The organism is Novosphingobium colocasiae (assembly GCF_014652555.1).
GTDB lineage: Bacteria > Pseudomonadota > Alphaproteobacteria > Sphingomonadales > Sphingomonadaceae > Novosphingobium > Novosphingobium colocasiae.
This window is the reverse complement of record NZ_BMZA01000001.1, coordinates 518,408-544,532: the sequence shown is the minus strand read 5'-3', so window position 1 is coordinate 544,532 and position 26,125 is coordinate 518,408. Positions and strand designations below refer to the sequence as shown.

General features: G+C 64.4%; 24 protein-coding genes. 7 read left to right on the top strand and 17 right to left on the bottom strand.

Translation table 11 applies throughout. The annotated features are described in order from the left end of the window. Positions 1-13: 13 nt before the first annotated feature. From lysA to argH, 3 genes are all read right to left on the bottom strand, one after another. Complete coding sequence (gene lysA / locus IE122_RS02720; RefSeq protein ID WP_189619524.1) at positions 14-1,273, bottom strand: diaminopimelate decarboxylase; 1,260 nt, start codon at positions 1,271-1,273, stop codon at positions 14-16. 69 nt (positions 1,274-1,342) lie between these two features. After that, positions 1,343-1,597, bottom strand: coding sequence for a hypothetical protein (locus tag IE122_RS02715; protein WP_189619523.1), 255 nt, complete (start codon positions 1,595-1,597; stop codon positions 1,343-1,345). Positions 1,598-1,602: 5 nt separating this feature from the next. Next, positions 1,603-3,009: an argininosuccinate lyase gene (argH, locus tag IE122_RS02710; protein ID WP_189619522.1), complete on the bottom strand. Its 1,407-nt coding sequence runs from the start codon at positions 3,007-3,009 to the stop codon at positions 1,603-1,605. Between the two features lie 19 nt (positions 3,010-3,028). On the opposite strand from argH, the gene IE122_RS02705 reads away from it, so the two are divergent. The 4 genes from IE122_RS02705 to IE122_RS02690 all read left to right on the top strand — a co-directional run bounded on the left by IE122_RS02705 (position 3,029) and on the right by IE122_RS02690 (position 5,783). Then, complete coding sequence (locus tag IE122_RS02705; RefSeq protein ID WP_229813665.1) at positions 3,029-3,622, top strand: TlpA family protein disulfide reductase; 594 nt, start codon at positions 3,029-3,031, stop codon at positions 3,620-3,622. A 2-nt stretch (positions 3,623-3,624) separates the two neighbouring features. After that, positions 3,625-4,554 (top strand): ketopantoate reductase family protein, encoded by a 930-nt coding sequence (locus IE122_RS02700; RefSeq protein WP_189619520.1) that lies wholly within the window; start codon positions 3,625-3,627, stop codon positions 4,552-4,554. Beyond that, complete coding sequence (locus IE122_RS02695; protein ID WP_189619519.1) at positions 4,551-4,937, top strand: ribonuclease HI; 387 nt, start codon at positions 4,551-4,553, stop codon at positions 4,935-4,937. Before IE122_RS02700 ends, IE122_RS02695 begins: the two co-directional genes overlap by 4 nt. 105 nt (positions 4,938-5,042) lie before the next feature. Next, positions 5,043-5,783 carry a FadR/GntR family transcriptional regulator gene (locus IE122_RS02690; RefSeq protein WP_189619518.1) on the top strand — a complete coding sequence of 247 codons (741 nt, stop codon included), beginning with the start codon at positions 5,043-5,045 and terminating at the stop codon, positions 5,781-5,783. 21 nt (positions 5,784-5,804) lie between these two features. On the opposite strand, the gene IE122_RS02685 is transcribed toward IE122_RS02690, so the two are convergent. The 6 genes from IE122_RS02685 to IE122_RS02660 form a co-directional block, all read right to left on the bottom strand. After that, complete coding sequence (locus IE122_RS02685) at positions 5,805-7,082, bottom strand: spinster family MFS transporter (protein WP_189619517.1); 1,278 nt, start codon at positions 7,080-7,082, stop codon at positions 5,805-5,807. 71 nt (positions 7,083-7,153) lie between these two features. Further along, entirely contained in the window at positions 7,154-8,527 is a 1,374-nt protein-coding gene (locus IE122_RS02680) for a phosphotransferase family protein (RefSeq protein ID WP_189619516.1), read from the bottom strand. Continuing rightward, complete coding sequence (locus tag IE122_RS02675) at positions 8,527-10,254, bottom strand: hydantoinase B/oxoprolinase family protein (RefSeq protein WP_189619515.1); 1,728 nt, start codon at positions 10,252-10,254, stop codon at positions 8,527-8,529. Before IE122_RS02675 ends, IE122_RS02680 begins: the two co-directional genes overlap by 1 nt. Continuing rightward, positions 10,254-12,275 (bottom strand): hydantoinase/oxoprolinase family protein, encoded by a 2,022-nt coding sequence (locus tag IE122_RS02670; protein WP_189619514.1) that lies wholly within the window; start codon positions 12,273-12,275, stop codon positions 10,254-10,256. Before IE122_RS02670 ends, IE122_RS02675 begins: the two co-directional genes overlap by 1 nt. Next, positions 12,272-13,204: a DUF7064 domain-containing protein gene (locus IE122_RS02665; RefSeq protein WP_189619513.1), complete on the bottom strand. Its 933-nt coding sequence runs from the start codon at positions 13,202-13,204 to the stop codon at positions 12,272-12,274. Before IE122_RS02665 ends, IE122_RS02670 begins: the two co-directional genes overlap by 4 nt. Before the next feature lie 202 nt (positions 13,205-13,406). Continuing rightward, positions 13,407-13,925, bottom strand: coding sequence for a cupin domain-containing protein (locus IE122_RS02660; RefSeq protein WP_229813663.1), 519 nt, complete (start codon positions 13,923-13,925; stop codon positions 13,407-13,409). Between the two features lie 182 nt (positions 13,926-14,107). On the opposite strand from IE122_RS02660, the gene IE122_RS02655 reads away from it, so the two are divergent. After that, positions 14,108-14,311 carry a hypothetical protein gene (locus IE122_RS02655; protein WP_189619512.1) on the top strand — a complete coding sequence of 68 codons (204 nt, stop codon included), beginning with the start codon at positions 14,108-14,110 and terminating at the stop codon, positions 14,309-14,311. On the opposite strand, the gene IE122_RS02650 is transcribed toward IE122_RS02655, so the two are convergent. From IE122_RS02650 to IE122_RS02620, 7 genes are all read right to left on the bottom strand, one after another. Beyond that, entirely contained in the window at positions 14,308-15,045 is a 738-nt protein-coding gene (locus IE122_RS02650) for a FadR/GntR family transcriptional regulator (protein WP_189619511.1), read from the bottom strand. The genes IE122_RS02655 and IE122_RS02650 overlap by 4 nt on opposite strands. A 121-nt stretch (positions 15,046-15,166) precedes the next feature. Further along, the gene (locus tag IE122_RS02645) at positions 15,167-16,108 is read right to left on the bottom strand and encodes an NADPH:quinone oxidoreductase family protein (protein ID WP_189619510.1); all 942 of its coding nucleotides are present in this window, start codon (positions 16,106-16,108) and stop codon (positions 15,167-15,169) included. Between the two features lie 32 nt (positions 16,109-16,140). After that, positions 16,141-16,932 (bottom strand): acyl-CoA thioesterase, encoded by a 792-nt coding sequence (locus IE122_RS02640; RefSeq protein ID WP_189619509.1) that lies wholly within the window; start codon positions 16,930-16,932, stop codon positions 16,141-16,143. A gap of 104 nt (positions 16,933-17,036) precedes the next feature. Next, on the bottom strand, positions 17,037-17,420 hold the full coding sequence (locus tag IE122_RS02635; protein ID WP_189619508.1) for a metal-sulfur cluster assembly factor: 384 nt from the start codon (positions 17,418-17,420) through the stop codon (positions 17,037-17,039). A 25-nt stretch (positions 17,421-17,445) separates the two neighbouring features. After that, entirely contained in the window at positions 17,446-18,546 is a 1,101-nt protein-coding gene (locus IE122_RS02630; protein WP_189619507.1) for an amidohydrolase family protein, read from the bottom strand. 2 nt (positions 18,547-18,548) lie between these two features. After that, entirely contained in the window at positions 18,549-20,093 is a 1,545-nt protein-coding gene (locus IE122_RS02625; RefSeq protein WP_189619506.1) for a class I adenylate-forming enzyme family protein, read from the bottom strand. 14 nt (positions 20,094-20,107) lie between these two features. Then, positions 20,108-21,271: an acyl-CoA dehydrogenase family protein gene (locus IE122_RS02620; protein WP_189619505.1), complete on the bottom strand. Its 1,164-nt coding sequence runs from the start codon at positions 21,269-21,271 to the stop codon at positions 20,108-20,110. A 230-nt stretch (positions 21,272-21,501) separates the two neighbouring features. On the opposite strand from IE122_RS02620, the gene IE122_RS02615 reads away from it, so the two are divergent. Next, entirely contained in the window at positions 21,502-22,254 is a 753-nt protein-coding gene (locus IE122_RS02615) for an SDR family NAD(P)-dependent oxidoreductase (protein ID WP_189619504.1), read from the top strand. A 211-nt stretch (positions 22,255-22,465) separates the two neighbouring features. Here IE122_RS02615 and IE122_RS02610 read toward each other — a convergent pair whose 3' ends face one another. Further along, complete coding sequence (locus IE122_RS02610; protein ID WP_189619503.1) at positions 22,466-23,152, bottom strand: TetR/AcrR family transcriptional regulator; 687 nt, start codon at positions 23,150-23,152, stop codon at positions 22,466-22,468. 410 nt (positions 23,153-23,562) lie between these two features. Here IE122_RS02610 and IE122_RS02605 point away from each other — a divergent pair, with 410 nt between their 5' ends. Beyond that, the gene (locus tag IE122_RS02605) at positions 23,563-26,103 is read left to right on the top strand and encodes a TonB-dependent receptor (protein WP_229813661.1); all 2,541 of its coding nucleotides are present in this window, start codon (positions 23,563-23,565) and stop codon (positions 26,101-26,103) included. Positions 26,104-26,125 lie beyond the last annotated feature (22 nt).

The following is a 26,125-nucleotide window of genomic DNA, read 5'->3' as shown; positions in this document are numbered from 1 at the left end:
TGCCGCGCGAGCGCTACTTCAGCCACCCCGGCACGCGCTCGGCATGGTGGATGGTCTCGGGTTCGATGCGGTTGGCGACGATCGCCCACTTGTCGCCATTGACCATCGCCTCGGGCACCAGTGCGCGCGAATTGTAGGTATTGGCCATCGTCGCGCCATAGGCACCGGCGGTGCGGAATACTGCCAAGTCGCCCGCCTTCACCTCGTCGATCGTGCGGGCCATGGCGAAGGTATCGGCGCTTTCGCAGATCGGGCCGACGATGTTGGCGGTGATCGTCCTGCCGTTCGGCCGGACCGCCGCGAAATCGTGCCAGGCATCGTAGAGCGCCGGGCGCGCGAGATCGTTCATCGCCGCATCGACCACGACCCAGGGATGGGTCACCCCTTCCTTGACCCGCACCACTTCGGTGACGAGCACGCCGGAGTTGCCGGTGATGACCCGGCCCGGTTCGAACATGATGGTCGCGTCCCAGTCCTGGGTCACGTCATGCACCATGGCCGCATAGGCATCGGGGCCGGGCAGCACTTCGCCCTGCTTGTAGGGCACACCAAGGCCGCCGCCGAGGTCCATATTGGTGACGGAAAGGCCGCGCGCGCGCAGCCGCCGCATCAGGTCGCCCATCTTGGTGAAGGCGCGGCGCGATGGTTCGAGATCGCTGATCTGGCTGCCGATATGGACGGCAAGGCCGCGCATATCGAGCCCCGGCAGCGTTGCCAGCCGGGCATAGATATCCTCTGCCCGGTCGTAAGCGACGCCGAACTTGTTCTCGGCCTTGCCGGTGGAGATCTTGGCGTGCGTGCCGGCATCGACATCGGGATTGACCCGCAGCGCGCAAGGTGCACGGCGGCCCATCTCCGCCGCGATCTGCGACAGCTCGACGCCCTCTTCCTCGCTTTCGAGGTTGAACTGGCCAATCCGCGAAGCCACCGCCACCGAAAGTTCGCGCCGCGTCTTGCCGACGCCTGAAAACACGATTTCCCCGGCGGGAATGCCCGCCGCCAGCGCGCGGTGCAATTCGCCTTCGGAGACGACGTCCGCCCCGTATCCCTGCCGGGCCAGCGCCCGCAGCACCGCCAGGTTGGGGTTCGATTTCACCGCATAGGCAAGCTTGATGCGCGGCAGCACCGAAAGCGCCTCGCGGAACACGCGGGCATGCCGCTCCAGCGTGGCGAGTGAATAGATATAGACCGGCGTGCCTACTGCGGTCGCGATCTCGGCGACCGGCACGTCCTCGGCAAAAAGCGATCCGTCCTTGAGTTCAAAATGATCCATGTTTTCCTGTGCGGCCGCCTTGCTGCGGCTGTCTGGCTGACATTGGGCAAGATGTCATACGATAGGTTGTCATTCGGGGGGCGGAAGATCGAAGGGATCGTCCTCGCGTTCCTCGGAGCGGGTGCGCAGTTCGGTGCTGCGCTCCGGGATCGCCACCGTCGGCGGAGCGAGCGCCTCGGCGGGATTGAGCGCGGCAGACCGGCCATAGGGCGCGGGCGGTGCCTTCATGCCCGGTTTCAGGGCCAGGTCCTTGCGCTGGCCGCAGGCGGACATGCCGATAGCGGTAGCCAACAGCAGCAGCACAGTCGCGATCGACTTGCCCATCTTGGTCACTCCTGCCCAGCCGCACTCACACCCGGCACTGCACCGAGACCCAGTGCGGCGCGTGCATCAGCAACGCGCAGGCGCACCTGCTCGGGCGCGGTGCCGCCGTGCGACTTGCGAGCGGCCACCGATGCCTCCACCGAAAGCGCAGTAAATACGCGCGCATCGATGCGGCTGTCGATCTCTTTCAACGCATCGAGCTGCAACTGGTCGAGCGCGACGCCCTGGCCCTCGGCCAGCTTGACCGCCGCGCCGGTGATATGGTGCGCCTCGCGGAAGGGAATATCGGCTTCGCGAACCAGCCAGTCCGCAAGGTCAGTGGCGGTGGCAAAGCCCAGTTCGGCGGCGGCACGCATGCGGGGGGTGCGGAACACCGTTTCGCCGACCATCCCGGTCATCGCCGCGATCGACAGCGCGAGCAGGCCCGCAGCCTCGAACACCGGGGGCTTGTCGTCCTGCATGTCCTTGGAGTAGGCCAGTGGCAGCCCCTTCATGGTCATCATCAGGCTGGTCAGGCAACCGGCGATTCGCCCCGAATGGCCGCGCACCAGTTCCGCCGCATCGGGGTTCTTCTTCTGCGGCATGATCGAGCTGCCGGTCGACAGACTGTCCGGCAGAGTGACGAAGCCGAACGGCTGGCTGGCCCAGATGATGAACTCTTCCGCCAGCCGCGACAGGTGCAGCGCGCACTGGCTGGCGGCCATCAGGTAATCCAGCGCGAAATCGCGGTCCGATACCGAATCGAGGCTGTTCGCGGTGGGACCGGCGAAACCCAATGCGTCGGCGGTCATGAAACGGTCGATCGGGAAACCGGTCCCGGCCAGCGCCGCCGAGCCCAGCGGACAGCGGTTCATCCGCACCCGCGCATCGGCGAACCGCGAGCGATCACGGCCGATCATCTCGTAATAAGCCATCAGGTGGTGACCCAGCGTCACCGGCTGCGCGGTCTGCAGGTGGGTGAAGCCGGGCATGATGCTGCCGGCGTGCTCACCCGCGCGTTCGACCAGCGCGATCTGGAGCGCTTCCAGGCCGGCGTCGGCCTGATCGATGGCATCGCGCACCCACAGGCGGAAATCGGTCGCCACCTGATCGTTGCGCGACCGGGCCGTGTGCAGACGGCCGGCGGCCGGGCCGATGAGCTGCGCCAGCCGGCTTTCGGTGGTCATGTGGATGTCTTCGAGGTCCCAGTCCTCGGGCACGCCATCAGCCTCGTATTCGGCGGCGACGGCATCGAGCCCGCCGGCGATCGTTGCCGCATCGTCGGCCGAAACGATGCCGCAGGCCCCCAGCATCGCGACGTGCGCCTTGCTGGCCGCGATGTCCTGTTTCCACAGCGCCTTGTCGAAGGGGATCGAGGCATTTATCTCGCGCATGATCGCCGACGGTCCCTGTGCGAACCGTCCGCCCCACATCTGGTTGGAGCCCCCCCGCTTGTCCGCCTTTTCGCTCAAGTCGCTTTTCCTGTGTTCGCTCGCCGGGGCCACGGCCCTTCTGGCGGGTTGCGATAGGCAAAGCGGCCCGCAACCGCAACCTTCCGCTTCGAACACTGCCGCCGACGCCGATGGCGATGCCGACCCTGCGCCCAAGGGACTCGACCGTTCGCACAAGGGCGCGGCGATGCCCACCGTGACGCTGACCGACAATACTGGCGAGACGCTCGATCTCGCCGCGTTCAAGGGCAAGCCGCTGCTGGTGAACCTGTGGGCGACATGGTGCGCCCCGTGCATCGCCGAGATGCCGGCGCTGAACGATCTGATCGGGCGCGAGGGCGAACTGGGGATGACCGTCCTGCCGATCTCGCAGGATCTCGACAAGACCGGCAAGGTCGTCGAGATCCTGCGCCGCCGCAAGCTGGACCGGGTGGAGCCGTGGATCGACGATCAGGGCGTGCTGGGCATGGCCTATGGCGGCGATCTGCCGGTGACGATCCTGTTCGATGCCGAGGGCCGCGAAGTCTGGCGCTGGGTGGGCGGCAACGACTGGAGCACCCCGGCCGCGCTCAAGCTGATCACTGAGGCGCGCTGACTTTGCGCTGCCTGGTTGCCGGGGCGGGGGCGCTGGGCAGCATGTTCGCCGCCCGGCTGACCGCTGCCGGGTTCGATTGCCGGCTGTTCGCCCGCGGCGAGCGCGCCCGCTGGCTGCGCCTGCATGGCGTCGTGATCGAAGATGCTGCGGGCGTCACCACCGCCACCCCGGTTGCGGTGGTCGAGGCTGGACCCAACCTTGCCCCAGCCGATCTGGTGCTCGTTTGCGCCAAGAGCCCCGCCCTGCCCCGCCTGCTTGCCGATATCGCGCAGGCGCTCACCGCGCCTGCGGTACTGGTGACGGTGCAGAACGGCGTGGAAGCGCACGAGACGATCGCGGCGCTGCGTCCTGAATGCGAGATCGTGGCCGGGCGGCTGCACGGCTTCTTCGAGATGGCGGGGCAGACCGTGCGCCATGTCGGCGTGCTTCCGACGCTGGCTTACGGCCACACCCATGGTCCCGACCTGGGCGGCGAGGACACGCTGGCGGCGCTGCTCGGCGGGATCGGCATGGCCGGGGAACGATCTGCGGATATCGAGACCGCGCTGTGGCGCAAGTTCCTGCTCGGCGCGGCAGTAGGCGGGACGGCGCTGGCGCTGGGGCTCCACGTCGGCATGGTCTGCTCGGCCCCCGAAGGCGCGGCGCTGTTCCGGGCGGCGATGGCCGACATCGCGGCTTTGGCCGCCACGCGCGGCGTCATGCTCGATCCGGCGGCTATCGAGGCTACCTTCGCCTATGCCGCCGCTTTCCCGGCCGACGCCACCAGTTCGCTCCAGCGCGATGTCGAGGCGGGGCGCGCGTCGGAATATGACGCGCTGCCCGGCGCGGTGCTGCGGCTGGCGCGGGCGGCCGGCATCCCCGTGCCCGCGTTCGCGCGGATTGACGCCCTGATCCGCGCGCGCGGCCTGCTCGCGGGCACGCCCCCGGCATGAGCGCGAGGCGCAGGGTCAAAGTCTACTTCGACGGCGGCTGCCGGCCCAATCCCGGCCGCATGGAAGGTGCGGTGGTGATCCGGGGCGAAGCCATCCTGTTTCCCGATATGGGCACCGGCAACAATACCGATGCCGAATGGCTGGCGCTGATCCGCGCGCTCGAAACGGCGCAAGCGCGCGGCCTTCAGGAATTCGAGCTGATCGGCGATGCGCTGGAGATCATCCGCGAGGCCAACCGTGCGCTAAAGGGCAAACACCCGCTCACCGGGCACGCCGCCGCTTTTGCAAGGCAGGCCCGGCTCGCCCCGCCAGCCCGGATCCGCTGGACCCGGCGTGCACAGAACCTGGCCGGAATCGCCCTCGCGCGGCTCCATCCACGATAGGCGGCACACATGCGCGGCCGCCGCAGGAAACCTTTTCCGCTGGCCGCTAATGGTGTTATGAAATGACCATTGAATATCGGGACTTGGAGCCGGGGCCGCCAATTGATGGGACATAATACGCAACCCACCCTTTCGCGCGTGGTGGTTCCCAAAGCATCCGAAGCCCTGGCCGAACAGATCCGCAACCTCATCGTAGCCGGGACCTTCCAGCCCGGCGAAATGCTTCCTGCCGAACGCGATCTGATCGTGGAGACGGGCCTAAGCCGGACCACCATCCGCGATGCCTTGCGCATTCTGGAATCGCGCGGCCTGATCGTGACCAAACCCGGCCGGGCTGGGGGATCGATGGTCACCCTGCCGGGGCGGGATTCGATCAGCCGGTCAGTCGAACTGTTCGTCCGCACCCACGGCATCAAGCTCTCTTCGCTGCTCGAATGCCGGGTGGCGGTGGAACCGGCGCTGGCCCGGCTGGCGGCGCTGAACCGCACTGATGCCCAGCTTGCCGAGATGACCGAGTTGCACGAACAGTTCGTGCAATCGATCGACAATGTGACCCGTTACAAGCGCGTCAACCTGGACTGGCACCTGGCCATCGCCCGGGCGAGCCATAACGAGCCGCTGATGGCGCTGATCGAGGCGATCACCATGCCGATCCGCGAAGCGATGGACTATCGCGACGTGACGACGCCGGAAATCCGCGCCTCGGCGATCAAATCGCACACCAAGATCATGGAGGCGATCAGGACCCAGGACGGCGATGCCGCCTTCAACCGCATGAACCGCCACGTCAGCGCCTATCGCGACATTTCGGCAGAACGGCTGGGCGACAATCCCGGACCGGGCTGATCCGCGTGCGGCGGGCGCAGGCTATTCCTGCCAATCCCCCGCCAGCTTGCGGCCGGCCAGTGCGTACAGCACTGCCGTCAACGGATAGAGCACGACGACCACGGTGATGATCGCATAGCGCAGCGCCTCGGGCCCGAAATGCGCCTGGTAGAAGTCCGAGAGCCCGCCGAACGCCAGCGTCCCCGCACCCAGCCCGATCAGGTTGACGATGAACAGGAAGATCGCCGACGCGCTGGCCCGCATGGTGGGCGGAGCGAGGTGCTGCACCGAACTCACCGCCGGGGCCATCCACATCACGCCGGCAACCTGCGGCAGCAGCAGAAACGCCACCGTCGCCGGGAGACCGGAGGCGAGCGCCGCCGCCAGCATGAACGGCATGCCGATGATAAAGCCGATGCTCGGCACATAGCCATAGGCACCCTTGTTGCGCGCGCCCAGCCGATCGCACAGCACCCCGCCCAGCAGCAGCCCGATCACCCCGCCGACGATGGTGATCGACGATAGCACGTAGGATGTCGTGGTGAGGCTGAGGTTGTGGCTGCGATAGATGTAGGTGGGCAGCCAGAATTGCAGCCCATAGCTGAGCATCGAGGCGGAAGCCGAGGCGAACGAGATCAGCCAGAAGCTGGGCAACGGCAGCAAGTGGCGCACGACCATGCCGAGCGTCGGGTTCGCCTGCGGTGTCCCGTCGCCCGTCGGCGCATCAAGCTGCCCGCGCGGCGGCTCGCGCACGACCAGGAAGAGGATCGGGGCGAGCACGATGCCGCCCGCTCCCAGCAACATGAACGCGGCGCGCCAGCCGTAATTTTCGGCGAAGATCGCCCCCAGCAGTAGCCCCAGCGCCGAACCGATCGGCAGGCCCAGCGTCAGCACCGCCAACGCCCGCCCGCGCTGCCGGGGCGGGAAATAGTCCGACAGCAGCGAATATGTGGGTGCCACCCCGCCGGCTTCGCCGATGCCGACGGAAAGCCGCGCCAGCAGCAGTTGCCCGAAGCTGTTCGCGAGGCCGCAGGAAGCGGTGCAGGCGCTCCACACCAGACAGGCGACCGAGATGATCTTGATCCGGCTCATGCGATCCGCCAGCCGCGCCACGGGTATGCCCAGGCACGAATAGAAGATCGCGAAGGCGAACCCGCCCATCAGCGCCAGCTCTGAATCCGTCAGCTTCAGGTCCTGCTTGATGGGGACGGCAAGAATGCCGATGACCTGCCGGTCCATGTAATTGAGGCAATAGGCCAGCGCCAGAAACAGCAGCACCGTATATCTGTAACGTGTCGAAACTTGCGGCGATGGCTGCATCTGATGATCCTTGCTCCCGCAGACACTCATTTCCTAAAGAGCGCCGGCTGGCAAGGCGGGGCGCTTTTTCCTTAGGTTACCGACGCCCAGCCCCGCCCGGCGATGCTGCCCGATGCCGGAGCCGCCAGAATTGCTCCGTACTGCGCGGATACGGCGAATGCTCCCAACGCCACCTCCAGCGATATCGTGCCCGCCCGCACGGCAGACACGACCGCAAAATGCCCTTCGACGATCGTGGCCGGAGCACTGCCCAGCAGCGCGGTCAGCGCCTCGCTCTCCAGCGCCTCCAGCCGCGCGCCGTAGCGGTCCTTCTCGCGCAGGAACTTGCCGATCTTGGCCAGGTTCTTCGCGGCCGATACCACCGACTTCTCAGTGCTTTTCGCGACGATATCGTCGCGCAGCGATGCGACGAGGAAATCGAACATCGCCGTCGCGTCGGTTTCCACCGGCGGGGGTACCGGGACCGGCGGCAGTTCGATGTGATTGGCCAGCGCCAGCGCAGTCGTCAGTAGCCGGCGATTGAGGGCCTGGGAGACGATAGAGTTGCCGTATTCGCCGCTGACATTGCGATGGCGGATGATGAGGACACGGGTGGAAACCAGCACCTGATAGAACCGCAGCCGCGCCAGATCGATGGTGCGCCCGCTCCGCTCCTCGTAGCGGCGCAGGCACCGGGCGAAATCCGGCACCGGCTCCATCACCACGCGCATCGCGAACCACGCCAGATCATCGTGCGGATCGCCGAGATGCGCGAATTCCCAATCGATCAGCGCCGTCAGGTGGCCCTTGTCGAACAGGAAATTGCCCGGCCCGGCATCACCGTGGACCAGCACCGGGGCTTCGTCGGTCTCGGGAATGTTGGCGTCGAGCCATTGCAGGCCGAACTCTATCAGCGGCTCGCGATCGGGCATTTCCTCATACATCGCGCGCCATTCGGCGACCTCGCACCGGGCGCAGTCGGCCATGGTTTGGCGGTTGGCCGCATCGGGCACGTCGCCCAGACCCGCACGCACCGCGTGGAGCCGGGCCAAGGCGTCGGTAAACTCGAAGGCGATCGTCTCGCGCTCGTCGCGGTCCTTGAGCCGCCGGAATTCGGCGATGCCTTCGATATGTTCGAGCAAGACCGCGGGAAACAGCGGGTTGACCGCGATCAGCCGGGCCATGGGGACGCCGCTGTTCTCGATCAGCCGGTAGAAGCGGATCTCGCGCAGCACGGTATAGGGCTCGACCGTCTGCGGGCGAGGCATCTGGTAACGCAGGTAATAACGCTTTGCCGCCTGGGGGCCTTGCGCCGCAGTGGTCAGGATGAACGAGTGATAGCGGTTGCCGCCCGAAATCCGGTGCCACTCGGCGATGGGCGCACCGATGCTGTCCGCCGCCCAGGCCATCAGCTCTTCCGCCGACACCAGTGCGTCGGCACCTGCCGCCAAGACACGGCTCTCCATCAGACCAGTTCCTGCCGGGGGCGCTTGTAGACCGGCCGGTCCAGCACCAGCCGGTCCACCTCGCCCTTCACGCCATAAGTATCGCGCGCGGTTGCCGCATCGATGATCCCGGCGTTGAGATCGGCGATCACCGCCCCCGGCTCACGCTCGGCCGGGAGGCCGAAGCCGCCGCCACCGGGAGACGCGAGGTGGACCATGTCACCGGCTTGGCAGGCGACTTTTTCCGCCTTGCTGCGCATCGGCGGCACCCAATCCTGCCCGCGCAGAGTGAAGCGGATGGCGTTGCCCGCCGCCGCCCCCCCGCCCATCGCGCCGAACGGCGGGCTGTCCACCTGATCACCCAGCACCGAAACCAGCGTATCGGCCAGCATTTCGATCCCGTACTCGGTCCCGCAGCCGCCGCGCCGCGCACCGGCACCTCCCGAACCTTCGCGGATGCGATAGTAGCCGAAGCGCACGGGGTAACGGTGTTCGGACATCTCGATCGACATGAACTTGGCCATCGATCCCGGCGGCGTACCGTTGACGAGCCCGTCGGACTGGCGGCTTGCGCCATATCCGCCGGGGTAGGGATAGACCGCGACATAGTAGTTGCCGTTATCCGGCCTTGAGCCCGATACGGTAACCACGCCGGTGGTGCCGAAGGCGGCAGCCGGGGCGATCTCCGGAATCGCATGCCCCAGCGCGCCGAACACCATTGCCACCACCCGCTGGGTCACGTCGGTAGTGCCGCCCACCGGTCTCGGCCGCTGCGCCGCCAGAATCGAGCCTTCGGGAATCACGAAGCGCACCGGGCGGAATACCCCGCCGTTGACCGGGACATCGGGAAACAGGTGCTTGAGCGCGACGAAGCACATCGAACGGGTGGTGCAATCGGCGATGTTCATCGGCCCGCGCGCGGCGGGCGCGGTGCCGGTGAAATCAAACTCCAGGCTATCGCCGGTGACCGTCACCGCCAGCCGGATCGGCAGCCGGACATCGCTGACCCCGTCATTGTCGAAGAAATCGTCGAACACATAGCGGCCATCGGGAATGTCCGCGATGTATGATCGCATCTCGGCCTCGGAGCGCACCAGCATCTCGGCCACGCAGTCGGACAGTACCGTCACGCCATAGCGCTCCACCAGCATGTCGAACCCGCGCCGGCCGACGGCGAACACATTGGTCATCGCCGCCATATCGCCCAGCAACTGATCGGGCATGCGGCTGTTCGCGGTCAGCATTGCCACCACCGCATCGTTGCGCACGCCTTCGGCATAAAGGCGCAGCGGCGGGATGGTGATGCCTTCGTGATAGATCTCGGTTGCCCTGGGCACCCAGCCACCCGGCGCGCTGCCGCCCAGGTCCATCCAGTGGCCGGTGTTGGCAAACAGCGCGAACAGCTTCCCGTCGACGAAGTAAGGCGAGACCATCACGATATCGTTGAGATGGGTGCCGCTGATATAGGGATCGTTGACGATCCAGATATCGCCCGGCCGGAAGCCCCCCTGCCCGGCCGCGATCGCGATCAGCCGCTGCACGGTGAACTGCATGTTGGCCAGGAACTGCGGCAGGCCATAGCCGCCCTGGGCGATGGTCTCGCCGGTGTCCGGGTGGAAGAAGCCGTTGGCGCAATCGTTGGTTTCGGAGATGATCGGCGAGAGCGCGGCGTGGATCAGGTGCAGGTCCATTTCGTCGGCGATCTGCTCGATGCCGCCGCGCACCACGGCCAGGGTCACGGGGTCCATTATTGCGCCTCCACCAGGATATTGCCGTGATCGTCCACCCGCGCGTGCAGCCCCGGCTCCAGCACCGTGGTCGTATCGGCCTGCTCGATGATCGCCGGGCCGGTGAACGTGGCACCCGGCCCCAGCGTCTCGCGCCGGTAGATCGGCGTGCGCACCCAGCCTGCGAAATAGACCTCGCGGTGCGCGACGGGCACGGCCTGCGCGGCCGGGCGCGGGCCGCCCGTCCCGGCACCCGCCCGGCGGCGAAGGCCGTGCGAGGTGGTCTTGAGGCTGACCAGCACCTTGGCAATCGGCCCCAGCGTATTGCCGTATTCCAGCGCATAGGCCTGTTCGAACAGCCGCTCCATGTCGCCCAGCGTAGCGCTGCCGTCGATCGCCACCCGCAGCGGGTGGATTTGCCCGGCATAGGACATCTCGGCGATATGCTGGTGGCTGACCGCTTCCAGCCGGGTGCCGCTCGCCGCCAGCCGCTCCTCGCCATCCTCGCGCTGCTGGCGGAGCATCTCGCCCACGGCGGCATCGTCCAGTTCGCCCAGCGGCCGCTCGATCGTGCGCGACATATCGTAGCGCAGGTCCGCCACCATGCATCCCAGCGCGCACAGCACGCCGGGGTGGGGCGGCAGCAGCATCGTGCGGATGCCGACTTCGCGCATGATCGAGCTGCCGTGCAGCGGCCCCGCGCCCCCGAACACCACCAGCACGAAATCGCGCGGATCGAGCCCTCGCTCCACCGTCAGCAGGCGGGTGCGGCGGGCCATGCGGGCGTTGACGATGGTGAGGATCGCCTGCGCCGTCTCTTCCACGTCCAGCCCCAGCGGACGCCCCAGCGCCGCCATGGCCGCGCGCGCCTCTTCCACCGCCAGCCGATCGAGGTGCTTGAGGCCGATCGGCGCGTCGGCGTTGATCCGGCCCAGCACTGCGTTGGCATCCGTCACCGTCGGTTCGGTCCCGCCGCGCCCGAAGCAGACCGGCCCGGGGAACGCCCCGGCGCTGCGCGGGCCGACCTGCAGCATGCCGCCGCGATCGACATAGGCAATGCTGCCGCCGCCCGCGCCGATCGTGTGGACATCGATCATCGGCAGGCGCAGCGGAACGCGGAAATCCAGTTCGGTGGTCTCGGCGATGCGTGGCTCACCCTTCACCACCACCGCCACATCGTAGCTTGTGCCGCCCATATCGCCGGTAATGACGTGATCGAAGCCGGCTTCCCCGGCGATCCGCGCCGCCGCCATCACCCCGGCCGCAGGCCCCGAGCGGACGATGTTCGCCGCATGATTGCCTAGCCGCGCCAGCGGGATCAGCCCGCCGTTGGATTGCATCACCAACGTCTCGCGCCCGAAGCCCAGGTCTGCCAGCCGCCCCTTGAGACTGGTGGCGTAGCGTGACACCAGCGGCTGCAGGTACCCCTGCACCGCTGCCGTACTGGTCCGCTCGAACTCGTAGTATTCGCGCACCACATCGCTGGAGGCTACGACCTCCCATTCCGGGTTGGCGCGCTCGAAAATCGCCTTGGCGCGCTGTTCGTGGGCGGGGTTGGCATAAGAATGCAGGAAGGCGATGACGATCGCTTCCACCGCCTCGCCGGCCAGCCCGGCCGCCAAGCGCTCCAGATAGGCCTCATCCAGCGACACCAGCTCGCGGCCCTGGTGATCCATCCGCCCTGCCACCTCCCAGCGCCGTTCGCGCGGGATCAGCGGGGCCTGGGTGCCGGTGAGGCCATACATGCTGTGGCGGTCGCGGCGGCCCAGTTCCAGCACATCGCGAAACCCTTCGGTGGTTACCAGCGCGCAGTGCGCGCCGCGCCGCTCGATCACCGCATTGGTGGCGATGGTGGTGCCGTGCAAGATCATGTCGAGCGAGGCGACATCAATCCCGGCCGCGCCCAGCGCGTCGATCAGCCCCAGGCTCGGGTCCTGCGGGGTCGACGGCACCTTGAGCACGCCCGTCACCGCCGCACCGTCGGCAGAATAGACAAGATCGGTGAACGTACCGCCCACGTCGATGCCGACGACGCTGCTCATCGCCGCGCTCCGCGCCGGAATGCAGACCAGTCGTGGACCGGCCACATATCCTGATCCTCGCCGTGACCGACGTGGCCGTTGATGGTCCATTCGATCAGGCCGTTGCTGTCAATGAAGCTGTGGCGGTTGATGATGATCCCGCTGCGCCGCACGCCCTCCGCCAGCAGCGGCCGGCCGAATTCGTCCTTCGCCTCGATGACGATGCGGTTGACCCAGCCCTGTCCGGCATCCCGCTCGACGATCCGCCGCCCCGAGACGAGATCGCCGGTCACGCCTTCGTGGATCATGAAGCCGTAAGCGACCGGATAATCGGCATCGTTCCACTTGGTCACCGCCAGGAACGCCTCGTCCGGCGAAGCGATGCCGGTGACGTAGGCGCTTTTGCCGGGGCGGTGTTCGGGGCGCGGCCCCCAGCTCCGATCGCGCATCCCGTAGCAGTCGATATCGATCGGCCGGCCGTGCAGCACGATCTGCCCGGTCACCCGGCCGAACTGGTCGAAGTGGTTGAGGTTCTTGAACGAACTGTCGCCCTTGCGTAGCGCGCGCGGCGGCATGACAGCCCGGAATTCCAGATCCAGCTCAAGCCGCCCCTCGTCCCGGAAGCCGAGCCGGTACCTGGTGAGCGGCTCCAGCATCCTGATCGAGACGCCGGTCGGCAGCGCAATGTCGGTCAGGCTCTGGTCGCGCGGCAGGCGCAGCGCGGTGTAGTTCGCCGAATAGGGCACTTCCCAGGGCAGATGGGCGCACTCGTCCCAAATCCATGCGCCGCCGGCAACGGTGCCGATATTGGGGCGCACCATGGTATAGAGCCAACCGCCAAGACCGGTCTCGGGATGGCAGAAAGAAAACCACGCGGTTTCCGTCTCCCACCAGCGATCGCTCATGATATCGAAATGAAACTCGTCATCCCGGGCCGAAAAGTCAGACATCCACCCTCCGTGCCTTGATTCCGCGCGCCCGATCGCGAACGCGCGGCCCGGTCGCCGCCGGCCGGGCATCCCGCAGAAAACGAAAAGCGCGAAGATCCGCTTTCGGATTAATTATCAGACCAAAGTTATTTGTCGACCAAAATGTGCACCGAAAATGACGGCTGGATTGCGCGGGCAACCCGGCCGTCCCTCCATGTCGGTTTCAGGCCGGGCGTTCCTGGACCTGCCAGCTCTCCCGCCGCTCGCCGATCGCGCCAAGGGCCTTGCCCCAGAACGCCTGGTTGTTGGCGATCACCTGCATGTCGTATCGCTCGCTCTGGGGCCGGAACTCCAGAAACTCGACGCCGTCCTCACCCGGAGTGACCTTGTACGGCGTGCGCGCCGGCATGAAGACGCCGTCGCCCGCATTCAGTTCGACCGTGCCGAGCTTCATGCTCCCGCGCGAGACGAAATAGAGGCAATCGGTGTTGTGGGTGTGCAGCGGCAGCGGATAGCCCGGCTTCATCCACGCCTGCAGCAGCGTGAAATCGTCACCGATGTAGAGCATGTTGAACTTCGCGCCGTCAGCCATCCCGGCCTCGCCGACCATCGCCAGCCCCTCCGCCGCGATCGGCCCGTTTGGCACGACATCGAAATAATCCTCGGCGGGCGGCCCTTCGTTGCGCCGGAACACTTTCATCTGCTTTGCCGGCGCTTCGGCCGTTTCGACACGCGTTGCCATCACCACTCTCCCGTTTCGCTGAAGCTGCGTCGTCCTGCTGCTGCATTTTTCCGACGTACTATCGGTTTATAATCGAAAACCGCAGCGGGTGCCAACATCTTTGCAGGGCGACGAGATCGGGCGCGGGTGTACGGTTAGAACTTTTACAGCTTGCCCCCGCGCTTGACGAAAAGCAGTCGAACTTGAAACAGTTCAGAGCGCTTTCCGACACGCTCATCTTACGGCACACCTCTGCGACCCGGTGTTTCAAACTCGGCCTGCCGCAGGGCGAACGCGATCTGCCCGCCCGTGAAATTCGACGTCTTCATGCAAAATCGGCAGCTCTCGTCAGCTTCGATTTTGCCGGATTCCCGTCATTCTCGCTGGAGCGCTCGCGCACCTCTTAGTTTTTTTCGCCTGCCGGCTTCAGCTTGATCGTGCGCGGTGCGATCGGCTCTACCATCTTGCGGTAAGCCTGCACGTGCGACAGCATCTTGCGGCGCGCGGCATCGGCATCCCCGTCAATAATGGCCTCCTGGATACGACCGACAGCGCGCAACGCTGCGGTTCGGATTTCCTTCGAGGTAAACCCGGAAACATGGGGATCAAGCAGGCTGGGGCACAGCCCTTCGTATAGTGCGCTGAGCAGCGGATTGTGGCTCGCCCGTGCGACAACACAGTGCCAGACGATGTTGGCCTCCATGAAACGCCTTGCCCCGAGCGTAACCTTGAAACTTTCCCGTTCGCGAACCAGCGCATCGATGTCCTGCTGGGTCCGGTGTTCTGCCGCCAGCGCGGAAATATTGGGGGCAAGCGTCTCGAACGTCTCCATCAGTGACGTGAAGGGAATGCGCTGCCCGCGAATGAAAAAGTCCAGCGAGTTGCGCACAAGGTCCGTCCCTGGCCGGACGGCCCGACGCCCCTGATTTCGCCCGACGGTTGTCGTGATCAGTCCCTGGGTTTCGAGGATCCGCATCGCCTCACGCACCGAACCGCGGCTAAGGCCCGACTGGTCTCCCAGTTCCCGCTCGTTGGGAAGCAGTTCGCCCGACGGCACTTCGCCGCTCAGAATCTGCTCCCGCAAAACCGACGCGAGCGTTTCGCAGCCCTTCTCGCGACGGACCTTGTCAAGTCGAACCACTATTGCTCACCCCGCGAGAAAACATCAAACAATTCGACATAGGCTCCGCATTAACGAACATCCCGCCACCCTGCAACGCGCCGGGGCCGAAAGCCGCTTCGTCCGGGATCACCCGGACGGCTCAGGCAACCACTACCACGCATTTCCCGGTGTGACGTCGTTCCAGCAGTGATTGCAGACCCGCCACCGCTTCGTCGAAGGTAATGCGAAGGGTGGGCGAAGGACCGATGCGGCCGGCTTCGAGCCAGCGCAGCATTTCCTGGAAATCCGCCCATCCCACATCTCCGGTGCGTTCGAGCGCCAGACGTGCTTCGACGCCGATTATCGAGATCATCTTGACCAGCACGACATTGGTCCGCGCGACCGCCGGCTGCCCCGATGCAAAGCCGACCACCAGGATTCTGCCGCCCGGTGCGATCGCCCGCATCGAGGCATCGAAGGCATCGCCGCCCACCGGGTCGAAAAACACGTCCGCGCCGCGCCCGTCTGTCAATGCCAGGATCTCGTCCCGCACGGACGAGCGGCGATGATTGATCACATGATCGGCGCGCAGGCCGGCAAGGCGTTCATCGTCCCCGCCCACCGCGATGATCCTGGCCCCGATCGCCCGCGCGACATCGATGGCTGCAGCGGCAGTCCCGCCAGTCGCCCCGTGAACGACGAGCACCTCGCCTTGCTGCAACATTCCGCGACGGACCAGCGCATTGAACGCCGTCCAATGGTTCATCAGAAAACCGGCCGCATCCACAAGGTCCACATGCGCCGGCAGCCGATGCACGAAGCGGGCAGGCAAGACGCAATATTGGGCAAGTCCGCCGCCGCGAAGCGACACGTCGAACGCCGCCACCCGCTCGCCAACGGCAAAGTCGGCAACACCCTCGCCGCAAGCATCGATCCAGCCTGACATCTCGCTGCAAGGCACATAGGGCAGGTCCGGCGTCTTCTGGTAGCGGCCCTTCAGAACCAGCGTTTCCCCGAACCCGAAGCCCGCCGCGCACACCCTGAGCCGCACCTCTCCGGCTCCCGGCTGCGGCACGGGCAGTTCCGCGATCGCGAGTTCCATCGGTTCGCCGAACCTGTGGCATTGCCAGGCTTTCATGGCGTTGCCCCGGGCCGACGGACAAGCGTTTCCTGTGCAGCCGTAGCCACCAGCTTGCCGTCCTGCGTGAAAAACATGCCACGCGTAAATGCCCGCGCTCCGACGTAGATCGGGCTTTCCTGAACGAACATCAGCCAGTCATCGACCGAAAACCGGCGATGAAACCACAAGGAATGGTCGAGCGATGCACCGATGCGTGGACCGGTGCCAAGATACGGGAGATCCGCCGTCCACGGCATACTGAGATCACTGAACCAGACCAGCGCACCGGCATGGGCGTGGCCGTCATCGCCCAGCGGCTGCCGACACCTCAGCCAGCATGTCTGCGCCGGGTGCCCCGCTGGATCGGCCTGCGCCGGTGCGGCTTCGCGTATGTCGAAGCATGAGCGCACTTCCGGATTGGTGCCAGGCGGAATGAAATCGAGGGACCGGCATAACTCCGGCAGCGCGACCTCGGGCGCGATGATCTGGTGGCTCGGCCCGTGTTCGTCGACATGAAAGGAGATCACCGAAGTCAGGCATACCCGCTGCCTCTGGCGCGCATCCACGCGCAGGACCGAGAACGCCCGCCCCTGCTTGAGCCAGGTCACCTCATAGGAAACCGGTTCGTCAGGGACGACCGCCGACAGGAACGTGGAATGAATGGAATTGGGCAAACGGTCCCGGCCGGCTTGCGCCGCAGCAGCGCATAGAGACTGCGCGGCGCAATGTCCGCCGAAAGCAACGCCATCGCCGCCCAATATGGCGATGCCATCATAGCGGCCACCGGTGACAAAAGTGGGTGCCAAGGCATTCCTGATGTCGATACGCCCCATGACGATTGCAGAACTCTCCGTAAGTCGAGGTGCGAGCACCTCGGAGCGAACCTATTGAAACGCCGTTGCAGCGCTTTTCATGAAACCTCGGCCCGCTGCGGCAGGCCCCGATGCCTCGCGCCGCCAAGCTCTGCCATGCGCGCCTTCCACAGGGCATCGCGCTCGGCGCGGATACCGTCGCTGATCATATCGGGATCCCAGTTCTCCCCGGCGTCATGCAGGACGATCACCGTGCTCACGCCGGTCAGCGACTGCACGGCCTCGCGCACGGCGGTGACGAGGAAACCGATCATCATGCAACTCGGCGACGTCAACCTGAGGCGGACCGTCACGACGCCGGTGGCCGCGATATCGACATCTTCAATGAGCCCCATATCGCACAAGCCGATCGCCCGGCCGCTCGCCACCGAGCACGGGTCAAATATGGCGTTGAGCGCTGCCCTGACTGCCGCCTGATCCATTTCGAAGCCTCTCTTGCCGTCAGCGTCAGGCCACTACCTGGGCGGCGACCGAAGTGGTGGAATAGGGGGCGGGGAGCTTGTCCTCGGCCCCTCGGCAAAAGGCATCGCCCTGAATGCGCCGACGCAGGTCGGCCATGTCGAAGCCGTGCATCCGGGCATAATTGCCGCCGAGAATCTTGGCCTTTGCAGCCTCGTCCAACTGCGGCAGCGCCTCGAACAGGCCATATTGGTCAAGAAGATCTTCCGGCAGCGTATAGTCGAAGAACGCCTCCAGGCACGGCCGGGGATGATATTGCATCGTTCCGGTTCCCCATATCAGCCGGTCAAGCACGGCCGCGCCGCCGATGTGCATCAGGCCGAGCAGGATCTTGCCGAACACGCGCGGCCGCGTGACCAGCACGATGTTCAGGGTTTCGAGGTTGACCCAGATGTTGCTGTAGCGCCCAAGCAGCCACGCCGTCTCTTCGGTGAATGCGGCACCGCCATGGACGATCTCGAAATTCAGATCGGGAAAATGCTCCGCTGCGCCTTCCACATCGCCGGGACGGAACGATTCTCCTGTCGGCGCGGGCGTAAGCGGAATGGCCTTGTGGACCGCGAAATTGGTGATGCCCCGCTTGGCTGCATATTCGAACAAGGGAAAGGCGATAGCCGGATCGTCCATCCGCCAGGTGCCGATAGTGCCGCCGTTCCAACTCGTCGGATAGAGCTTGAGACCGATAGGATTCAGCATGTCGATCTGCCGATCCAGCGCATCGTATGCGGCTTTGCCCGCCAACGGATCGACGGCGGCATAAGCGCCGATGAACCGGTTGGGATAGCGTTGCAGCGCTTCCGCCGATTTCTCCAGCGAACTCATGCCATCCTTGAAGGCCAGCACCGGCAGGGTGTGCATCACGGCAAGGTCGGTATCGCTTTCTCCGAACAGCATCGCCGCCGTGTCATCGACCGGCCAGTTGCGCACCACCGCATCGCGTGAAAGGGCATAGCCGGGAGGCACATTCTCACCGACAATCGCATACGTCAGATCGACAACCGACTGGGCTTCGGACACCGACGCGAAATTGCTGCTTTCGAAATTGAAGGCGTGGGCAACCGCATCGATGACAATATTGTCCTTGTACATGACTATATCCTCTTCCCGTTTTTCTCGATGAGATCCCTGCACATATCGCGCAGGTCGCCTTTTCTGATCTTGACGCCAGCCATCGGCCACTCCTCGACGAAGAACACGTATTTTGGAATTTTGAAGTTGGCGATGGCACCCCGACAAAAGTCGATGACCTCCTGCGGACCCAGCACTGCGCCTTCAACGGGCTCGATGAAGGCGGCCGGCACTTCGCCGTAATAATCGTCAGGGGCGCTCACCACGGCCACCAGCTTCACCTTGGGGTGCGAAACGATATGCCCTTCGATCTCTGCCGCAGCGACGTTTTCGCCACCAACCTTGAGCATGTCCTTTATACGGCTGATGAAAACGAATTCGTTCTCGGGCGTGCGCTTGACCAGATCGCCGGTGTGGAACCAGCCTTGCGCATCGATCGCTGCGGCGGTGGCCTCGGGATCGCCGAAATACTCGCTCAGACAGGCTGCGCCCCGCGCGACAAGTTCCCCTGCCTCACCATCCGGCATCGCCTGTCCTGTGGCCGGATCGACAATGCGCGCCTCCATCCCGTTCAGCGGCGTTCCGGCGGTGTGGCAACGAGACTCCAGCGAATCCGCCGCCATGCCGATGCACAGAAAACCGCCGACTTCGGTACATCCGGTGTTCGAGACCTGGGGCACGCCGGGCAACATCTCCTGCATCATCGCCAGCCGCTCGGGCACGCCTACGTTCAGCACCAGCCGCGCATGGCCAAAATCTGTGGCCCTGAATTCACGGTGCCCCAGAACCTGCATCCAGATCGTCTCGAAGCCCGGGAACAAGACCGTGCAGCGCTCCGCCACGATTTGCCGCACGCTTTGCCCGGCCTCGAAAATGCCAGGATGGACCAGCGAGGCGCCGGCAGCCTGAGCGGCCAGAAACGGCGTCCATCCACCGGTGTGGAACAGCGGCAAGGGTGCCCAGAAGCGATCGTGCGGTTCCAGCTCCAGACGCTGCGCGACGGAGAAGCCCTGATGCAGCATGGCGGCATGGGTATGCAGGCACGCCTTGGGCATCGCCGTCGTCCCTGAGGTGTAGATGATCCGGGCGGGTGCATCGGGTTGCACCACCGGAGCGGTATCGCCCCAAGCCCTCGCCGTCCCGTCACGCCAGGATGCCCGAACGGCCTCGAGTTCGACAACCTGCGTGCGCCCGGCCGCACCACTGGCCGCCACGACTTCGGACACCATAGCCCCATGGAACAGGATCTTGCAGCCGGAATTGCCCACCGCATGGGCCAGTTCCCGCGTCTTGAACCGGGCATTGATGCAGGCTGCAATCGCGCCAAGCCGCATGGCTCCGAGCGCCAGCGCCAGATAGTCCGCCGAAACGATCGGGTGGAATATGCCGATCCTGTCGCCGGGACCGATACCGAGCGATTGCAGATAGCCTGCCGCCGCATCACACAGTTCGGCAAGGCGGCGGTGGGACACGGCTTCGCCTGCGATGCTCAGCGCCGGGGCCTCAGGACGGTGGCGGGCGTTGCGATCGATCAGGTCGTTGACGGTCGCACACTGGCTGATGGCCATACGAACAGCCCCGCTCAGAAAGAGCGCGGCAAGCCGTGCCGCTCTGCCACCAGGTTGCGCGCCATTTCGTTGTTGATCGGGCTGAACCGCATCAACCGGGCATCGCGCCAGTAGCGCTGCATGTCGTTGTCGCCCGAATATCCCTGCCCGCCGAAAATCTGGATGCCCAGGTCCGCCGCCGCCACGGCGTGCTCGGACGTGATCACCTTCCCCATCGTCACCTCCAGGAACGTGTCCGCCCCGGCATCCGCCAGCCGCGCCGCGTTGAAGGCCACCAGCTCCGTCTGATGCCGGGCCATGAGAATATTGGCAAAGTGGTGCTGCACGGCCTGGAAGCTGCCGATCGGCTTGCCGAAAGCCTCGCGGCTTTTCATGTGAGCCAGCGTATCCTCGACAACGCCGTCGATGATCCCCAGGCACGTCCCCATCAACAACATGCGTTCGTTCGCCAGCGTCGGCAGCAGCATCCGCCAGGCGTTGTCCGGCTGCCCCAGCAGCAGTTCGTCCGGAACAAAAACGTCTTCCATCGTCATGTCGAACGTGCCCAGCCCGCGCATACCCAGCGTGGTGAGAGGCGATAGCGTGACGCCCGGTGCCTTGGGTGACATCAGGAACAGGCTGACGCCCTGGTGCTTGCGCGCCACTTCGTCATTCGTCCGCGCCAGTAGCAGCACATAGTCGGAAACATGGGCCGAGGTGCACCACTTCTTGGCACCGTTGATCAGCCATCCGCCCTGGGTGCGCGTAGCCCTGGTTTCCAGGGCTCCCAGCACATCGGTCCCGCCGCCCGGTTCGGTGAAACCGATCGTAACCTTGAGATCGCCCGCCGCGATCTTCGGCAGGAATTCCTTCTTCTGCCATTCCGATCCGTACAATCCGATGGAATTGGCACCGGCAAAGGAGGTCGAGCCCCAGATCCAGATCATGCCGGCCAACGAGCGCGACAGTTCGCGCGCCTGGATCAACTGGGTGACAAGGTCCGCCCCCCGGCCGCCATACTCAACCGGCACGCCGGTGGCGTGATAGCCGCCCTTTGCAAGCCGGTCGAACAGGTGGTGCGGATAAGCGCCATCGACGCGCTCCGCATCCCGTGACGCGGCCTTGGGAATCTCGCGATCGACGAAATCCCGAAGTGTGTCGCGAAACGCCACCTGCTCGGCGGTGAGCATCCAGTCCATCCATTCTCTCCCGCCCATCATGGCACGCACCGGACCTTAACAACCGGCATGCAGCGACATCCGGGCACAGCGCCTGCTGATCCCCAGACGTCATTGCCGAGGCCATGGCTCGCAGACATTCCCGCCCGATGCAACAGATAATATCAAAATGTCAGACCATTTGACTCTTTGCGCAACCGTTGCATAAGTTCACGTCTCACTGCAGCAGCGGCCAGAGGGCGGACACCGGCATGACCTGGAATCTCGAAGGCAAGACAATCATCGTGACCGGCGGTGCCAAGGGGATGGGAGAAGCCCACTGCCGCCTCATGTCCGCCTGCGGCGCGGCGATCATCGTTGCCGACGTGGATGAAGCCGGCGAGGCCCTCGCCGACGAATTGCGCGCAAATGGCGGCACCGCCAGCTACACGAGGCTGGACGTGACCAACGAGGATCAATGGTGCCGCATGGTCGCCAACGCCATGGCGGTCCACGGCCGTGTGGATGGGCTTGTCAACAACGCGGGCGTGGCCCTGCTTAAATCCATCGAGGAATGCACCGTCGAGGATTTCGACTTCCTGATCCGCCCCAACCTCATGGGCACGTTTCTGGGATGCAAGTCCGTGCTGCCGGCCATGAAGAATGCCGGCGGCTCCATCGTCAACATCGGCTCGGCGGCCGCGATGAAAGCCGTCTTCCCGGACCTGTCGCTCTATTCCGCCAGCAAGGCCGGCGTCAGGCTGTTCACGAAAGTGGCCGCCTGGGAGTTCAGGCAGCACAATATACGGGTCAACGCCGTCCATCCCGGGCAGATCGCCACGCCGATGAACGCCGAACTGCGCGCCGACCCGTCGCTTCAGAAGATGATGATGGGGACGATCATGTACGACCGCTTCGGGGAACCCCGCGAAGTCGCTCAGGCCGTGGCCTTTCTATGCTCCGACGCCTCGTCCTACATGACCGGATCAGACCTCACCGTAGATGGCGGATGGACCGCAAACTGAGCGAACAGCCGAGCGGTACCATAAGGCCCCCAAGCGGCGTGAACAGTATCTCGCCGAATGGATTTCGGACGGAGCACCGTGGTTCAACGCGACCCGACGGCACGTCCGTTGGTTCCTGGAGAACCAACTCGCCAGGGCTGTCCTACCGTGACGCCCGATTCCCGGCCAAATTCATGAGTTTACGGCGTAATTTTGAACCGGTGCTTGGGCGTCAACCTTTGTCGACGAACGAGAAGCCCCTGATTACTGGGGCCGTGCTGGCAATGATCGAGCGGATGGACGCCCGTGCTTCCGGCGGAACTATCGCCGACACGAGCAGCGCCGCGTCATGTGTCATCCTGGCGAGGAACTGTTCGTCCGAAAGGTCCTCCTGAACCCAAAGGTCGATAACGCCGGCGCTATGGGTCAACAGCGCCAGTGCCAGTTCATCGCGCGAAAACTCGCCCGTATCGGGGCTTACCTGCAGGTAACCACAATCGACCATCCCCTGCAGGCTGGTGCACCAGTAATCGAGCCCACGCTGCAGGTAGCGACCACGATCCAGCATATCGCGTTCCGCGAGCTGAAATTTGTAGAGCGGACGGAAGAGGCCGCTCTTGTTGACGAAAATGCGGGCGGCATGGGTCATGCTTTCGATCGCGAAATGAACCGGATCCGCGCCCTGCACAAGGACACCCCTTTGTGAGATAATGGCGTCAAGGCCGCGGTTCAGCAAACAATAAAGGATCGCACCTTTAGAACCAAAAATGTTGTAGAAAGTCGTAGGACTGATGCCGATTTCGTGAGCCATCTGCAAAACGGTGAAGTCCACACTGTGCGTTAGCAGTATTTTCTCCTCGACAAGATCAAGTATTTTTTCTTTACGTTCACGTTTGCTGAGGCTGCGCGGTAATTTCATTCCCGATTCTGATCCACCAACCAAATTTGTCTACCCTACCCAGGGTAGATACCCGCAATTCGCGCGCCGTCCAATTGCCTTTCGTGCCGGAGCGCATCCTCGAGGCACGAGAAATCCGCGCAAAGCGGCCTGTTGACATTGTATTGTATTACATTACATTTCGATTCGTCAGGGCATTCCCCTGAGCACGCATAAAAACGCGAGGGGGAGGCTGCCCGGCCATCGGCGGGGCATATTCCGGCAAAACCGATATCAAAAAAGCGCTTTGCACCATGTCCAAACGGCAGGTGCGATGGCCGCGAAAGCCTGTCTTGCCGATGCAGCCGCCTCGTATGCACTGAACTCTTGGGAGGAGTACGATGCGAAATTTGAAGGCACTTTTACTCGCAGGTTCCATCACCGTTTTTCCGGTGACGCACGCTCAGGCGCAAAGCGCCGGCTCCGAATCGAACGAAATCATTGTTACCGCCAACAAGCGCGAAGAAAACCTCAATAAAGTCGGCCTCACAATCACCGCGATCACCGCCGATGCATTGACCGAGCGCAAGGTCTCCTCGGTTGAAGACATTGCCAATACCGTTCCGGGTCTAAGTTTTTCGCCCAGCGCGACCAATACGCCCATCCTGACCTTGCGCGGTGTCGGGTTCAACGAATACTCGCTCGGCGTCTATCCGGCGGTCACGGTCTACATCGACCAAGCGCCCTTGGTCTTTCCGGCGCTGACATCCCATTCGGCGTTCGATTTGCAGCGCGTCGAAGTGCTCAAGGGGCCGCAGGGCACGTTGTTCGGCCAGAACTCGACCGGTGGCGCGATCAACTACATCGCGGCGCGTCCGACCGACACCTTCGAGGTCGGCGGCGACATCAGCTACAGCCGCTTCAACATGATCGAGGGCAATGCCCACATCTCCGGTCCGATCACCGAAGGGCTCAACGGCCGTTTGGCGCTGACCGGTGCCAATTCGGACGGCTGGCAGCGCAGCAGCCGCCATGGCGGCACTAATGGGGCGCAATCCTACATCGCCGGGCGCATGTTGCTGGACTGGGACAACGGCAGCCCGCTGCGCCTGCAACTCAACGTCAACGGCTGGCGCGACAAGTCCGAGCCGCAGGCCCAGCAGGTCATAGCCATCCACGAAGGCGTGACCACTGACGGCACGAAGCCGCCGGAGACCGCGCCCGCCGTGAACGATCCGCTGCGCAACACCTACTCACCGGTTTACACGCCCGGCGCGACATCGGCGCAGTTGAGCTATCCATTCGGCAAGCTCGATGCGCGCACTGCGGACTGGAGCACGCTGCGCCTCGACCCGAATACGGCCACCGTGCAACTGCCGGGCGGTGCCAGCGACCCGACGACCGCCGGCTACACCAACTTCACGCCGCGCGCCAACCGTCGCATGTGGCAGGCTTTCCTGCGCGCCGATCTCGACGTGACGGATGACATCACGATCACGTCGTTGACCTCCTATGTCAATTACAAGCAACGTCAGGTCATCGACAACGACGGCATGGAACTCGTCGGCTATGACTTCGACAAGGCCGACGGCACGATCAAGTCATTCAACCAGGAATTGCGGATCGGCAACTCGGGCAACAACCCGATACGCTGGCTTGTCGGCACGAACTACGAAGACAGTCGCACATTCGAAGATCTTGTTATCCGCTACATTGCCAATGGCAACTATAGCCCGGCAAATTTCTACATCAACGCCAGCGGCGATCGCCTGCGTCAGAAGATCCGCAACTATGCCTTCTTCGGCAGCCTCGAATACGACGTGACGCCGCAGCTCACACTGAAAGCCTCGGCGCGTTACACCAATTCGCGCATCCGTGCACGTAACGCGTCCTACAGCTACGAAAACGGCAACCTGGCACCGCTGTTCAACATCCTGGGCGGACTTTCCGGCCTTCCGTTCGATCCGATCACGAACGACCAGAGCTACACGCTCAACTCGTTGCAGCTTGACGTGGATCTGCCCTCGGGCCTGACGATTTTCAGTCCGATCCAGACGGGCAATCTGGGCCTTGGCGTGCCGGGAATCCCGTTCGTGGCGCAGCTCAAGGAGGATAACGTCTCCTGGCGCGTCGGCGTCGATTACAAGGCGACGCCTGACATCCTGCTCTATGCCAACGTATCGCGCGGCTACAAGGCCGGTAGCTTCCCGACCGCTGCTGCGGCCAGCTATTCATCGCTGCTGCCCGTGACGCAGGAGAAGGTGACGTCCTATGAAGCGGGCATCAAGGCGTCGATGGCCGATGGACTGATCCAGTTCAACGCCGCCGGCTTTTACATGGACTATCGTGACAAGCAGGTGCGCGGCAAGCTGTTCGACCTGATCTTCGGCACCATCGACCTGCTGGTCAACGTCCCCAAGTCGCGGATCATGGGTGCCGAAGCGGAACTGACCCTGCGCCCGGCCGACGGCCTGACGCTGACCGGAGCGGTCACCTATCTCGATACCAAGATCCAGAAGTATACCGGTTACGACATCTTCGGCGGGCTTGATAATCCGGACTATGTGCCGGGCGGCAACAATGTCGAGGACCTGTCGGGGAACCCCCTTCCCTATACGCCGAAGTGGTCGGGCGTGATCAACGGCGACTACAAGTTCAGCGCGCTGGGCGGCCGTCCGTTCATCGGCGTCACCATGAAATTCCGCTCGAAGCAGGATGCCGCGATCGGCGGCGGCGTCACGACCCTTCCCGACGGTCCGCGCTATCGCGTGCACCCCGGTGTCGGCAAGCACCCTTACGTCATCGACGCTTACGCGACGGTCGATGCGCGCGCCGGGTTCGAGGCCGAGGACGGCAGTTGGCGCGTCATGATCTGGGGCAAGAATATCTTCGACAAATACTACTGGACCGCTGTCGTTCCTTCCAGCGACTCTTCGGCCAGGCTCACCGGCAAACCGGCGACCTACGGCGTGACCGTAGGCTTCAAGATGTAAGCCGTAACGACCCGCCCCCGGG

Bases quoted from the DNA above. Each gene is read 5' to 3' on its own strand.
- IE122_RS02690 (WP_189619518.1), top strand. From the start codon at position 5,043: ATGGGACATAATACGCAACCCACCCTTTCGCGCGTGGTGGTTCCCAAA.
- IE122_RS02695 (WP_189619519.1), top strand. From the start codon at position 4,551: ATGAGCGCGAGGCGCAGGGTCAAAGTCTACTTCGACGGCGGCTGCCGG.
- IE122_RS02675 (WP_189619515.1), bottom strand. From the start codon at position 10,254: ATGGACCCCGTGACCCTGGCCGTGGTGCGCGGCGGCATCGAGCAGATC.
- IE122_RS02645 (WP_189619510.1), bottom strand. From the start codon at position 16,108: ATGGAACTCGCGATCGCGGAACTGCCCGTGCCGCAGCCGGGAGCCGGA.
- IE122_RS02625 (WP_189619506.1), bottom strand. From the start codon at position 20,093: ATGGCCATCAGCCAGTGTGCGACCGTCAACGACCTGATCGATCGCAAC.
- IE122_RS02615 (WP_189619504.1), top strand. From the start codon at position 21,502: ATGACCTGGAATCTCGAAGGCAAGACAATCATCGTGACCGGCGGTGCC.
- IE122_RS02620 (WP_189619505.1), bottom strand. From the start codon at position 21,271: ATGGACTGGATGCTCACCGCCGAGCAGGTGGCGTTTCGCGACACACTT.
- IE122_RS02610 (WP_189619503.1), bottom strand. From the start codon at position 23,152: ATGAAATTACCGCGCAGCCTCAGCAAACGTGAACGTAAAGAAAAAATA.
- IE122_RS02635 (WP_189619508.1), bottom strand. From the start codon at position 17,420: ATGGATCAGGCGGCAGTCAGGGCAGCGCTCAACGCCATATTTGACCCG.
- IE122_RS02665 (WP_189619513.1), bottom strand. From the start codon at position 13,204: ATGTCTGACTTTTCGGCCCGGGATGACGAGTTTCATTTCGATATCATG.
- lysA (WP_189619524.1), bottom strand. From the start codon at position 1,273: ATGGATCATTTTGAACTCAAGGACGGATCGCTTTTTGCCGAGGACGTG.
- IE122_RS02680 (WP_189619516.1), bottom strand. From the start codon at position 8,527: ATGGAGAGCCGTGTCTTGGCGGCAGGTGCCGACGCACTGGTGTCGGCG.
- IE122_RS02670 (WP_189619514.1), bottom strand. From the start codon at position 12,275: ATGAGCAGCGTCGTCGGCATCGACGTGGGCGGTACGTTCACCGATCTT.
- IE122_RS02715 (WP_189619523.1), bottom strand. From the start codon at position 1,597: ATGGGCAAGTCGATCGCGACTGTGCTGCTGCTGTTGGCTACCGCTATC.
- IE122_RS02630 (WP_189619507.1), bottom strand. From the start codon at position 18,546: ATGTACAAGGACAATATTGTCATCGATGCGGTTGCCCACGCCTTCAAT.
- argH (WP_189619522.1), bottom strand. From the start codon at position 3,009: ATGTGGGGCGGACGGTTCGCACAGGGACCGTCGGCGATCATGCGCGAG.
- IE122_RS02685 (WP_189619517.1), bottom strand. From the start codon at position 7,082: ATGCAGCCATCGCCGCAAGTTTCGACACGTTACAGATATACGGTGCTG.
- IE122_RS02660 (WP_229813663.1), bottom strand. From the start codon at position 13,925: ATGGCAACGCGTGTCGAAACGGCCGAAGCGCCGGCAAAGCAGATGAAA.